We start from the raw sequence: 13,411 nt of genomic DNA on the forward strand, positions 1-13,411 counted from the left end.
AGCAATCGAGACCATAAACCAAAACCGAGTCGGGTTACTTATCATTAAACCGAAGAAAAATGAAGAACTGTTGAAGAAATCTAGCGATCGCTATAGTTAAGAAAAATGAAGCTTTGATAATTTATCAATCGATTTCCAGAAGTTTAAGACAAATTTTGTTGATTTAATTTGCATATATCCTAAAATAGAAACATACAATACATACTCAATCAAAACATCTTTGTTCTTCTCAAAGATCGTTCGCTTCTGTTTTCCCTAACAAACATTCAAAAGAACTTTCAAAGGAACCATTTGTCTTTGCTAAAGCTAAGTGGTTTATTAGGAGTGCAATTGGAGGACACAGGATTCTAAGAACCCAAGAAGTTTTTTGATTTTGGCGGATTGAAAGCGCTGCATACTTATCTTGCCAACATCGTTCGCTTCCCAAATTAAGAGGGTAGCGAAGGAGTTATATTGTCTTGCAGTGACAACAACCGCAATATGCAAATTAAATTAATAATTTTGGCGATTGGCGCATCGTAATCACGGGCAGTTTTTGAAGAAGAATCGCTACCGTGCGAACTCTCAACTGAGCAACCCATTGAAAGTTGCCCAATTGAATCAGGAGACGTGAAACATGGCTAACAATAATGACATCATCCAATTAACCAACAACAACTTTGATGACTACGGTCCGCAAATAGATGGCAATAAAGTAGCTTGGATTGGTTATCCCGACTTTAATGACAGTGAAATTTATTTCTACGATGGCAGCAAGATTACCCAACTGACCAATAATAACTTCTACGACTACAGCCCACAGATTTCAGGCAACAATGTAGTCTGGAGCGGCTCTGACGGCAACGACGATGAAATATACCTTTATGATGGTAATAAGACTACTCGGCTGACCGACAACAATCTCTACGATTACAGCCCTCAGATAGATGGCAATAAAGTAGTTTGGTCCGCCTATCCTCCCGACTACTCTGACAGCGAAATCTACTTCTACGACGGCAGCAAAATCGTCCAATTAACCGATAACAACTTCTCCGACTACAGCCCACAGATTTCGGGCAATAAAGTGGTTTGGAGTGGCTATGACGGTAACGACGACGAAATCTACCTCTACGACGGCAGCAAAATCGTTCAATTAACCGATAACAACTTCTCCGACTACAGCCCACAGATTTCAGGCAACAATGTAGTCTGGAGCGGCTCTGACGGCAACGACGATGAAATATACCTTTATGATGGTAATAAGACTACTCGGCTGACCGACAACAATCTCTACGATTACAGCCCTCAGATAGATGGCAATAAAGTAGTTTGGTCCGCCTATCCTCCCGACTACTCCGACAGCGAAATCTACCTCTACGATGGCAACCAAACCATTCAACTAACCGACAACAATTTCTACGATTACAGTCCACAGATAGATGGCGATAAAGTAGTTTGGAGTGGCTATGACGGTAACGACGACGAAATCTACCTCTACGATGGCGATGTCATCCAACTGACCAATAACAACTTCTCCGACTACAGCCCACAGATTTCTGGTAATAAAGTAGTCTGGAGCAGCTATGACGGCACCGACAATGAAATTTATCTCTATGAAATTCCGCCTGGTATCGAACTCATCGGTACTGAGGGCGATGACGTATTAACTGGCGGCAGAGGACCCGATACCATTTCTGGTTTGGGTGGCAATGACGTTCTACAAGGTCTAGCTGGCAACGACCAAATTTTAGGTGGCACAGGCAATGACCTGATTACTGCTGGAGATGGCAAAGACAAAGCGGAAGGAGGGAGCGGTAATGATACCATCTCTGGGAATGGCGGCAATGACATTTTAATCGGTAATGAGGGTCGCGATGACATTCTCGGTGGCGAGGACAACGATTCCATTGATGGCGGCGCTGGTCGAGATCGTTTGCTCGGACAGGCAGGCAATGATACCATCGTCGGTCAAGGCGGCGACGACACCATCGACGGGGGAGATGGCACTGACTCGCTTTCTGGCAATGTGGGAAGCGATCGCATCTTAGGAGGCAGCGGCAGTGACAGTCTCAGCGGCGGCACTGAGGCTGATACCTTGGTGGGAGGATTCGATAACGATCTCCTCGATGGAGGAGCCGGAAATGATAATTTAGTGGGAATCAACCTCGCGGTAGTCTCCGGCGCGAAAGTTGGTTTTGGTGCGGGCGAGATCGATACTCTCTCTGGCGGTACGGGAAACGACACTTTTGCCCTTGGCGATAACGATCGCGTTTACTACGATGATGGCGATCCGCTGACGACGGGCGAGTCTGACTATGCTTTAATTACAGACTACGACCCCAGCCAAGATTCCCTGCAACGCAAAGGCTCAGACGACCTGTATAAATTAGACTACTTTACCACTCCTTCGGGACGGGTAGATGCAGCCATGATTTACGATCCAGGAGTAGAAGCCAGAGGGGAAACGATCGCGATTTTGCAAGGAGGATCTGGTGCTTCATCTGTGTCCACCGCATCGCTATCCGCCCAACGAACGACAAATAACGCCGATGAAAGTCCCATCCCAGAAAATACTAGCCCCTTAGCAAGACTAGCTGGTTTGGCAGAAGGAAAAGACTATGCCTCCGGCGAGCTGATCGTTAAACTCAAAGCTGGCACAGAAGCAAACAAAGTTAGTCTTCTCCAAGAAAGGCTAGGAGCTACAGTTCTAGAAACCACCAAGACGCTGGGAATTCAACGTTGGAAGATAGCGGGAACGAGCGTCAGAGACGCGATCGCAAGTTTTAGTGCAGATCCCGCGATCGAATATATCGAACCTAACTATATCCGCTCTACTACGGCAACTATTCCCAACGATCCGCGTTTTGGCGAACTCTGGGGTTTAAACAATACCGGACAAACAGGTGGCACCTCCGATGCCGATATCGATGCCCCAGAAGCCTGGGATCGGCAAACCGGAAGCGACGTAGTAGTGGGAGTAATTGATACGGGAGTGGACTACAATCATCCGGATCTCAACGACAATATGTGGACCAATCCGGGAGAAACTCCCAACAATGGCGTTGACGATGATGGCAATGGCTATGTAGATGATTACTACGGCTATGACTTTGTTAACGAAGATGGCGATCCCTTTGATGACTTTTTCCACGGCACTCACGTCGCGGGGACAATTGCTGCTGAAGGTAATAACGACACTGGCGTGACTGGTGTCAATTGGAACGCCAAGATTATGGCGATCAAGTTTTTGGATTCTGGAGGAGGCGGAACTGACTTCGATGCGATTGAGGCAGTGGAATATTCCACCCTCATGGGAGTGAAACTGACTAGCAATAGCTGGGGAGGTTATTTCTTCTCCCAAGGTTTGTACGACGCGATCGCTGCCGCAGGTAAAGCAGGGCAGTTGTTTATTGCGGCAGCAGGAAACGGAGCTAATGACAATGATGGTCCAAACCCTGCTTACCCTGCTAGCTTCGATTTAGACAACATCATTTCTGTCGCAGCTACTGATGCTAGCGACCAATTGGCGTGGTTTTCTAATTACGGAGCAACTTCCGTCGATTTAGGTGCTCCAGGGGTGAGTGTCCTTAGCACTGTTCCTGGAGGGGGATATGCATCCTATGATGGTACGTCAATGGCTACGCCTCACGTATCGGGAGTTGCCAGCTTGCTTTGGTCGGAAGACCCCAGCCTCAGCGCACAAGAAGTCAAAGAACTGCTTCTGACGACTGTCGATCCCCTCACGGTTCTAGAAGGAAAAACTGTCTCCGGCGGTCGGCTCAATGCCTTCAACGCTCTCAGCGAACTCGGTCCTCCCAATGAAATTGTCGGCACCGAAGGCGATGATATCATAACTGGCACCAACCGTCGCGATCGCATTTCCGGTTTGGGCGGCAATGATGTGATACAAGCGCTGGCAGGTAGAGATGAGATCTTCGGCGGCGACGGCGACGATCTAATTACTGCTGACGAAGGAAACGATACGGTCGAAGGAGGCGCTGGCAGAGACAGAATCTTTGGCAACGACGGCGACGATCGCCTCAAAGGCAACGGAGGACGGGATAATATTCTCGGTGGCGGCGGCAACGACTCGATCGAGGGCGGAGCTGGCAACGATCGCCTTTTAGGCGAATCCGGCGACGATACCATTCTTGGCGATGCAGGTCAGGATACTCTCGATGGAGGAGAAGGAAAAGACTCCCTCAACGGCGGTACCGACAACGATCTCATCTTTGGTGGTAAAGGCGAGGATAGCCTGGTTGGCGAAGCTGGCGCAGATAGCCTTACAGGCGGAGCGAGCAATGATTCCCTCGATGGTGGCGCTGGCAGCGATCGCTTAGTTGGAGTCGATCCGTCTGCTGGTTATGGTGCTGGCGAGTTGGATGTTTTAACTGGCTTTTCAGATAGCGATACTTTTGTATTGGGAGATGCCAATCGCGTTTTCTACAGCGATGGCGATCCGCTGACCACTGGCGAGTCTGACTATGCGTTAATTAGCGATTTCGACTCCAGTCAAGATATTATTCAGCTGCATGGCGCGATCGCGCAGTACAGTCTGGACTTCTTCACGACTAGCAGCGGCAGTATCAATGCAGCCTTGATCTACGATCCTGGAGATGCAGCCAGAGGAGAACTCATTAGCATTTTGCAAAATGTTCCGACCGATTTGAACCTTGGCTCTCCAGCATTCTCGTTTGTTTAAAAAAAGTAAAAATCGTTTGATTTTTGCTTGACAAACAGTCGATTCAGACCAGCCTTGGGAGCGATCGCTCCCAAGGCTAATCGCTGTCCTTGATTTCTCCTAGTTCCCGATCGCCAGCCTTCTCGAACTTTTTCTCAGACTTCGCGACACAATTCTTAATAATGTAACTCACAGAGCGCGAAACATTCTAATCTAGATGCTGACGCAAAAATTTAAACATCTGATTTTAAATCGAGATGTAGCAAGCATCTTTACTCCAATCTGGAGTTCACTAAACAAATTTTTTAATGGGAGATAGTTGAAATCCAATGACTGTCAAGGCAAGTGGTGGAAGCTCGTTAGCCCGTCCTCAACTCTATCAAACCGTCCCAGTTTCTGCGATCTCTCAAGCAGAACAACAAGATCGTTTTTTAGAAAAGGCAGAACTCAATCAGTTAACCGAATATTTTCGCTCCGGCAGCAAGCGGATAGACATTGCTCAGACGCTGACGAAAAACTCCGACCTAATCGTGTCCCGTGCTGCTAACCGGATTTTCACCGGAGGGTCGCCGATGGCTTACCTGGAAAAACCTTCGGTCGAAGAAATGGCAGTGGCTGGCGTAGCAGCTGGAGGTGCTCGGCAAGCAACGGGCATGGATGTCACCTATGTCGAAGGCGGTGGCGGTGGCGGCGGCATATTTGGCGGTCTGCGCTCCATTTTTAGTTCTACAGGTCCCATTCCGCCAGGATTTCGCCCCATTCCTATTTCCCGCTACGGTCCGAGCAACATGCAAAAGTCTCTGCGGGATTTATCTTGGTTCTTGCGCTATACTACTTACGCGATCGTCGCTGGCGACCCCAATATATTGGTAGTCAATACGCGCGGACTGCGAGAAGTAATTGAAAATGCTTGCTCGACCGATGCGACTATCGTTGCCCTCCAAGAAATGCGAGCAGCTTCTATCGATTACTTCCAGCGCGATCTGGAAGCGAAAGAAATTGTTAAGCAGTATTTCGACGTTCTCATCAGCGAATTTAAAGCGCCAACGCCTGCTAATAAGCTGCGCCAAGGGCCTTCTGCGGACGTGCAAGGATTAGCGCTGCCTCAGAGTTATTTTAATGCAGCGGAGCGGCGGCAGAAATTCGTTATGAAGCCCGGTTTGTCGGAATTAGAAAAGCAAGCTGTTATCAAAGCTGCCTACCGACAAATTTTCGAGCGCGATATTACTCGCGCCTACAGCCTGTCTATCTCTTACCTAGAATCTCAGGTTAAAAACGGCGACATTTCCATGAAAGAGTTTGTTCGCCGCCTATGTAAATCTCCCCTGTACCGGAAACAGTTCTTCGAGCCATTTATCAACAGCCGCGCTCTCGAACTGGCGTTCCGTCATATTCTAGGTCGCGGTCCTTCCTCGCGCGAAGAAGTTCAGAAATACTTCGACATTGTTTCTCGCGGCGGACTTGCCGCGCTAGTAGATGCTTTAGTAGATTCGCAAGAATACTCTGACTACTTCGGCGAAGAAACCGTCCCCTACCTCCGGGGATTGGGTCAAGAAGCACAGGAATGCCGCAATTGGGGAATGCAGCAAGATCTGTTTAACTACAGCGCTCCCTTCCGCAAAGTCCCTCAGTTTATCACAACTTTCGCCAAGTACGATCGCCCGCTACCCGATCAACACGTTTACGGTTCCGGTAACGACCCGCTGGAAATTCAATTTGGCGCGATCTTCCCTAAAGAAACTTGCAATCCCAACGCCAGACCCGCTCCATTTAACAAAGATACCAAGCGCATCCTCATTCACCGGGGTCCTGCTATCAACAACCAAAATAGCAATCCCTCGGCGCGAGGAGAGATGCCAGGATCTCTGGGACCGAAGGTATTTCGCCTCAATAACGAGCTGCCAGGAGCGAGCAATGGAGTCAGCGTCAAGTATGGCGAAAGCTCGACTCAGGCAGTGATTCGGGCTGCTTATCGCCAGGTCTTCGGACGGGATGTCTACGAAGGTCAGCGCCTGAGCGTTGCAGAAATCAAGCTGGAGAACGGCGAAATTACGCTGCGCGAATTTATCAAAATGCTGGCGAAGTCGGAAACTTTCCGCAAGACATACTGGACTCCATACTACGTCGTCAAAGCGATCGAGTATATCCATCGTCGCCTGTTAGGTCGTCCGACCTACGGTCGTCAGGAAATGAACAAGTACTTCGATCTTTGCTCCAAGAAAGGCTTCTATGCTCTCGTAGATACAATTATCGACAGCCCCGAATATACCCAGGCATTTGGGGAAGATACCGTTCCCTACGAACGCTATTTAACCCCTGGCGGTCTGCAAATGCGCATGGCACGAGTAGGAATGCTGCGCGAAGATATCGGGAAGCGAGTTGACAAAGAAGTTACGCCTCGCTTTGTCGAGTTGGGTCAGACGACGGCAATGCTGACGGAACCCGAAATTCAATTCCGCATTAATCAAGGCGTAAGCACTCAGCGTCAGCAAACCAAGATCTTCAAGCTCACCTCTTTGGCTGACAAAGTGGCGGTTGGAAACCTCATTCGAGCTGCCTATCGTCAGATTTTCGAGCGCGACCTCAATCCCTTTATCGTTCAGACTGAGTTCTCTGCTCTGGAGAGCAAGCTGAGCAATGGAGAAATTACGGTTAAGGAGTTTATCGAAGGATTGGGGTGTTCGGATCTCTACATCAAAGAGTTCTACGCGCCTTTCCCCAATACAAAAGTAATCGAGTTAGGTACGAAGCATTTCTTGGGGCGTGCGCCCCTCAATCAGCGCGAAATCCAGAAATACAATCAAATTCTGGCTACGCAGGGCATTCGTGCTTTCATTGGCGCGATGGTCAACAGCATGGAATATGCCCAAGTGTTCGGTGAGGATGTGGTGCCCTACCGTCGCTTCCCAACACTTCCGGCGGCAAACTTCCCCAATACGGAGAAGCTCTATAATAAGCTGACCAAGCAAGATACGGAGATAGTCGTACCTAGTTTTACACCCGCAAAATTGAATGTGTAAGGCTGTAAAATCAGTCGCATAGATAGAATGGAGGCGCGAGCGATCGCGTCTTTATTTTTATTAAAGAATTTTATCAAGCTCGATATACTGGATGCAGCAAAACTTCTTCAATTGGAATCGGCTTATGACGACTTTTGCACGACCAAATACACCGCCTTTAGAAAGTGGGGATAGACTCACTCGCCACGAATTTGAACGCCGTTATACCGCGATGCCCCATCTTAAGAAAGCAGAATTAATTGAAGGAGTCGTGTACGTGCCCTCCCCATTGCGTTTTAACAGTCATGGACAACCTCATGGAGACCTAATTATCTGGTTGGGAGTTTACAAAGTTGCTACCCCAGGCGTTAAATTAGCCGATAATGCCACAGTCCGCTTGGACTTAGATAACGAACCGCAACCAGATGCGGTGTTGTTGATTGACGAACGTCTCGGCGGACAAGCACGTATTAGCCAAGACGATTACATCGAGGGCGCACCAGAGTTAGTCGCAGAAGTAGTCGCCGCCAGCAGTGCAGCCATTGACTTATACGACAAGAAACGGGCATATCGTCGTAATGGTGTTAGAGAATATATTGTTTGGCAGATTTTAGAAAATAAACTCGATTGGTTCAGCTTGCAAAATGACGAATACGTGCTACTCGAACCCGATGCCGATGGTATCATTAAAAGTTTTGTTTTTCCTGGTTTGTGGTTAAATGTGACGGCATTACTCGCAGGAGAGATGACAACAGTTTTAGCACTGCTGCAACAAGGATTGAATAGTCAAGAACACGTAGAATTTGTGCAGTATTTGTCACAGCATTTTTAGGTTGGGAAATATAGGCAGGGTTTGCGATCGCGTCTCTATTTTTTTAGATCGTTTGGGCACTCTAGATACAGAGACCCAGAGCAGTCGTTTTTGCCTCAGCCTATGAGCTTCGTCAACCTATCCAATCCTGCTAAATTAGCTATTTTAATTGATGCAGATAATGCTAGTGCCAATCTTGTTGAGCCTTTACTTGAAGAAATTGCTAAGTATGGAACGGCAAATGTTAAACGCATCTATGGCGATTGGACGAGTATTCATCTAAACGGTTGGAAAGATAAATTGAATAAATTTGCTATCCAACCCGTACAACAGTTTCGATACACTACCGGAAAAAATTCGACTGACAGCGCCTTAATTATCGATGCAATGGATTTACTTTATACAGGTAAATTTGATGGGTTCTGTATTGTTTCTAGCGACAGTGACTTTACCCGATTAGCTTCTCGCATTCGCGAAGCAGGATTGATTGTTTATGGCTTTGGAGAAAAACAAAAAACACCCGAAGCTTTCGTGGCTGCCTGCAACAAGTTTGTTTATACAGATATTTTAGGTGAGTCAAAGACATCTAGCCAGAACAATAAGATTAATCAAAATCAAAAATTGATTAATTTACTTAAAAATGCTTATGAGGCTAGTTCAGGTGAAGATGGATGGGCAGATTTAAGTCAACTAAGAAATCAACTCAATAAGCTTTCTCCTTCGTTCGATCCGAGAAACTATGGTCATAAAAAAATTAGTGAACTTGTTAGAGTAGTAGAAATTTTTGAGATTTAAAAATCTCCTCATATTTATATCAAACTGAAATAATATTTAAGCAACTAGCAAGTAGTATTGAGTGCGATCGCCAATCCCCGAATTTTTCTCTTGAGTCCTGGTTGTCAAATGGCTTCAATCGTGCTAAGCAAAAAAACAATAAGCGATCGCTTTTCTGAGTTCAGACCTTATTTCTGAGGGAAAATGTTAAAAACTGTTAAGGAGTAACAGCGAATGTGAACGCAATGCCTCAGAATAATTGCGGTAAGACCTATCGGGACATAATTCCGAGTCAAGTCAAACCACAGTCTCAAAAAGCAAAAGCTACCCGCTAAAGCCGAATTTTTATTCAACTTCGAGCATTCGGGTGGGTCAATAATGTGTTAAAACACAAGATTGTTAAGCCGTTTTAACGGAGCTAATAGTTTAAAGAGAATCCGCTCTTTTTTAGTCTCATTTTTTTTGGGAGGAATCCATCGATGAGTATTGTCACGAAATCAATCGTGAATGCAGATGCAGAAGCCCGCTATCTCAGCCCTGGCGAACTAGATAGAATCAAAGCGTTTGTTACTGGCGGTGCCGCTCGCCTGCGCATTGCCGAAACCCTGACTGGCGCTCGCGAAACCATCGTTAAGCAAGCAGGCGATCGCTTATTCCAAAAGCGTCCCGATATCGTCTCTCCTGGCGGCAACGCCTATGGCGAAGAAATGACCGCCACTTGCTTGCGCGACATGGATTACTACCTGCGCTTGATCACCTATGGCGTAGTTGCTGGCGATGTTACCCCGATTGAAGAAATCGGTTTAGTTGGCGTTCGCGAAATGTATAAGTCTTTGGGAACCGACATCGGCGCTGTGGCTCAAAGCGTCCGCGAAATGAAGGAAGTCTCTCTAGGACTGATGTCTGCTGATGATGCCTCCGAAGCAGCTTCTTACTTCGACTACGTAATCGGAGCCATGTCATAGGGACTACTGCCCCCTAATTCGTCAAGAAAGATCTCGCGTTTGTTCGTAAAGATTTATAAGACTAGGCAAAATAAGGAAGCAAAACTATGCAAGACGCAATTACTTCTGTCATCAATTCGGCTGACGTTCAAGGAAAGTACCTCGACGGTGCTGCCATGGATAAGCTCAAGAACTACTTCGCTAGCGGCGAACTGCGCGTCCGGGCAGCCAGCGTTATCAGCGCTAATGCTGCTGGAATCGTCAAGGAAGCTGTCGCGAAGTCCTTGCTCTACTCCGACGTAACCCGTCCTGGCGGAAATATGTATACCACCCGCCGCTATGCTGCTTGCATCCGCGACTTGGATTACTACCTGCGCTATGCAACCTATGCAATGCTAGCTGGCGATCCCTCTATTCTCGACGAGCGCGTTCTCAATGGATTGAAGGAAACCTACAATTCTCTAGGCGTTCCCATTTCCTCCACCATCCAAGCTATCCAGGCAATGAAAGAAGTTACTGCTAGCCTAGTTGGTGCTGATGCTGGCAAAGAAATGGGTGTATACTTCGACTACATCTGTTCTGGCTTGAGCTAGAGCGACTAATCTGGCAACCGAAGAAAAGTTGTCTATTAGAGGTTCGGGAAGTCTAGAGTGAGTGCTAGCTCCTTAAAGGCTTAATCTTAATAAAAAGATAAGTTTTAAAGATCTAGTATTGACTCATGACTCCCGGCCTTTGTTGTAAATAAGAAAAGTACAACCCTTAAAATATCGGATAAATAGATTGGGAGAATCTAACTTATGCGGATGTTCAAAGTAACTGCTTGCGTGCCCAGCCAAACCCGGATTCGGACGCAGCGCGAATTACAAAACACCTACTTTACCAAGCTAGTTCCCTATGATAACTGGTTCCGCGAACAGCAGCGCATCATGAAAATGGGCGGAAAAATTATCAAAGTTCAGCTGGCAACGGGCAAACCAGGAACAAATACGGGCTTGCTGTAATCAATTCAATAGTCAGCAGACCGAAGAGAGGTCAGTGACGACCTCTTTTTGCTTTGTCAAGGGCTGGAGATAAAAATTTACTGTGCTGCGGTATCTCATTCCTATTTTTGACCCAGAAGTAAAAAATTGGTCGGTTGAAGCGCGTTTGCTGCGCTGGTTAACCCTGTTGTGGCTTGGCATCGGTTTAGTCGTCTTATTTTCTGCCTCCTATGCCGTGGCTGCCAATCCAGATAATGACGCGACGCGAGGAGATGGATGGTATTACGTCAAACGCCAACTCATCTGGATCTGGATAGGCTTAATGGGTTGCAATGCGATCGCGCGATCGCCGATTCGTTTGCTATTAAAAATCGCCCCTTGGCTGGTTTTGCTTTGCTTGGGATTGATTTTGTTAACCCTAACTCCCCTGGGTTCGGAAGTCAACGGAGCCACCCGGTGGATTAAACTTGGACCGATCCTCCTGCAACCCTCAGAGTTTATGAAACCCGCGCTCGTTCTGCAAAGTGCCTGGTTTTTTGGGGAGTGGAGGCGATTGCCTTGGAAAATACGCCTGACTTGGCTGGGAGTTTTCGCGGCAACGCTTGCCGGAATTTTGCTTCAGCCCAATTTAAGTACTACGGCTTTGTGCGGCATAACTATATGGTTGATTGCATTAGGGTCGGGATTGCCCTCGATCTATCTCGGCGGAACTGCCATTACTGGCATGTTGACCGCCTTTGTCAGCGTCACTATTAACGAATACCAACGCCAGCGGATTATTTCCTTCCTCGATCCCTGGGCGGATCCGAGGAACACAGGCTATCAACTGGTTCAAAGTTTACTAGCGATTGGTTCTGGGGGAACCTGGGGCGAGGGTTTTGGGCTATCGCAGCAAAAGCTCTCCTACTTACCGTTTCAGGACACGGATTTTATTTTTGCCGTCTTTGCCGAAGAATTTGGTTTCGCAGGCGGTATCCTGCTGCTACTCTTGCTCGTCAGCTATGCCACACTGGCTTTGTTCGTTGCCATGAAATGTAACCATCGCGTCAAACAATTGGTGGCGCTTGGTGCGATGACGGTAATGGTAGGACAAGCCTTGCTCAATATCAGCGTAGCAACTGGAGCATTGCCGACAACGGGCTTGCCTTTGCCCTTATTTAGCTATGGCGGGAGTTCTAGTCTGGCGAGTTTGATTTTGGCTGGATTGCTGATTCGGGTGGCTAGAGAAAGCAAGGAAGCTGAGATAGTACCGTTGAGAAAAGGTCGCGAAATAGTAAAGATGCCCAACAAATCTTAACAGCGATCGCGCCCTTTTCCCATTTAACTATCCGGAGCAGGTATTTAGGAAATTACTATAATGCTCTCGTTAATTTTCCTGAAGTAGGGGATCGGAGAAATCAACAAAAGAATCGAACAAAGAAAGATTGGCTTTAAGGAAAATTTCAGTTCGAGGACTTAGATAAAAGAAGCACCAGCTCGCTCGGCACGAGCTAAAATAAGATCAAAAGACCCGCTCGCTCGCGGCATCTTTCATAATCTCAAAAAAACCAGTGACTAATTACCGTACCCGATTGACTCTATCACCTGTCGGTTTGTCCTTCACCTTTGGTAAAGAGCCAACCTATATCGCGAAACTGTATAACTGGTCTTATCATTTCAACGACGGCAGTCGCCTAGTCGGTCGGGTTAGAGGAAAGTTAGGCGAAGATGGCAATACGTTGGTCGAGCCAACCGACCTAGTAGCTGAATATATTGGCACAGATGGTCAGAGCGTGCTGTTGAGTTGGCAAGAGCGAGATTTTGCGACTTTTGAGGCTACTTTGGATGGAACCAATCTGCTCGTGGTTGCCTCTAGCGATCGCTTCGTTGAAAATAGCATCTGCATAGTGTCTTCGGAATCTTCCCCGCGCGCTCAAGTCACCCATTGGGGAATACAACTGTTAAAAGAAGAGTTTAATCGAGAAGCTTGGTCGCTGGCTCCTTCCATCTCTCCCTCTCCTGCGGTTAAAGAGAGTTTGGTTCTCGATTGGGTTTTTTCTCCCCTCTTTCCCTTTTGGCAAGTCAGCTTTAACCTCTGGCTGCCTTTTCCCCGGCTTAGTTATCACTGGACGTTCAATCCCTGCTTTCCCTTCTTTCCCTCGCTCCGACTGAAGAAAGCGACTGCTAGTATATAATCCAAACTATTAAGGTATAGTCATATATAGTCAGACATAATCTTCTATGTTAATATAAGAATATGAAAC

At 47.2% G+C, this 13,411-nt stretch carries 9 protein-coding genes; all 9 read left to right on the forward strand.

Translation table 11 applies throughout. The annotated features are described in order from the left end of the window. Positions 1-616: 616 nt before the first annotated feature. The 9 genes from NIES593_RS23425 (at position 617) to NIES593_RS05000 (ending at position 13,342) form a co-directional block, all read left to right on the forward strand. On the forward strand, positions 617-4,681 hold the full coding sequence (locus tag NIES593_RS23425) for a S8 family serine peptidase (protein WP_139253626.1): 4,065 nt from the start codon (positions 617-619) through the stop codon (positions 4,679-4,681). A gap of 308 nt (positions 4,682-4,989) precedes the next feature. Next, positions 4,990-7,680: a phycobilisome rod-core linker polypeptide gene (locus NIES593_RS04965; RefSeq protein WP_073598518.1), complete on the forward strand. Its 2,691-nt coding sequence runs from the start codon at positions 4,990-4,992 to the stop codon at positions 7,678-7,680. Positions 7,681-7,804: 124 nt separating this feature from the next. Continuing rightward, positions 7,805-8,491, forward strand: a complete 687-nt coding sequence (locus NIES593_RS04970) for a Uma2 family endonuclease (protein ID WP_073598537.1) — start codon at positions 7,805-7,807, stop codon at positions 8,489-8,491. A 102-nt stretch (positions 8,492-8,593) separates the two neighbouring features. Beyond that, positions 8,594-9,265 carry an NYN domain-containing protein gene (locus NIES593_RS04975; RefSeq protein WP_073598519.1) on the forward strand — a complete coding sequence of 224 codons (672 nt, stop codon included), beginning with the start codon at positions 8,594-8,596 and terminating at the stop codon, positions 9,263-9,265. A gap of 458 nt (positions 9,266-9,723) precedes the next feature. Beyond that, a complete protein-coding gene (locus NIES593_RS04980; RefSeq protein WP_015145930.1) occupies positions 9,724-10,209 on the forward strand; it encodes an allophycocyanin subunit alpha in 486 nt (161 codons plus the stop codon). 86 nt (positions 10,210-10,295) lie between these two features. Next, positions 10,296-10,781: an allophycocyanin subunit beta gene (gene apcB, locus NIES593_RS04985; RefSeq protein ID WP_015145929.1), complete on the forward strand. Its 486-nt coding sequence runs from the start codon at positions 10,296-10,298 to the stop codon at positions 10,779-10,781. Between the two features lie 204 nt (positions 10,782-10,985). Further along, a complete protein-coding gene (locus NIES593_RS04990; RefSeq protein WP_015145928.1) occupies positions 10,986-11,189 on the forward strand; it encodes a phycobilisome linker polypeptide in 204 nt (67 codons plus the stop codon). A gap of 82 nt (positions 11,190-11,271) precedes the next feature. Then, the gene (locus NIES593_RS04995) at positions 11,272-12,465 is read left to right on the forward strand and encodes an FtsW/RodA/SpoVE family cell cycle protein (RefSeq protein WP_073598520.1); all 1,194 of its coding nucleotides are present in this window, start codon (positions 11,272-11,274) and stop codon (positions 12,463-12,465) included. A gap of 253 nt (positions 12,466-12,718) precedes the next feature. Further along, a complete protein-coding gene (locus NIES593_RS05000) occupies positions 12,719-13,342 on the forward strand; it encodes a hypothetical protein (RefSeq protein ID WP_073598521.1) in 624 nt (207 codons plus the stop codon). The last annotated feature ends 69 nt before the right edge of the window (positions 13,343-13,411 follow it).

This window comes from Hydrococcus rivularis NIES-593, assembly GCF_001904635.1.
GTDB lineage: Bacteria > Cyanobacteriota > Cyanobacteriia > Cyanobacteriales > Microcystaceae > Hydrococcus > Hydrococcus rivularis.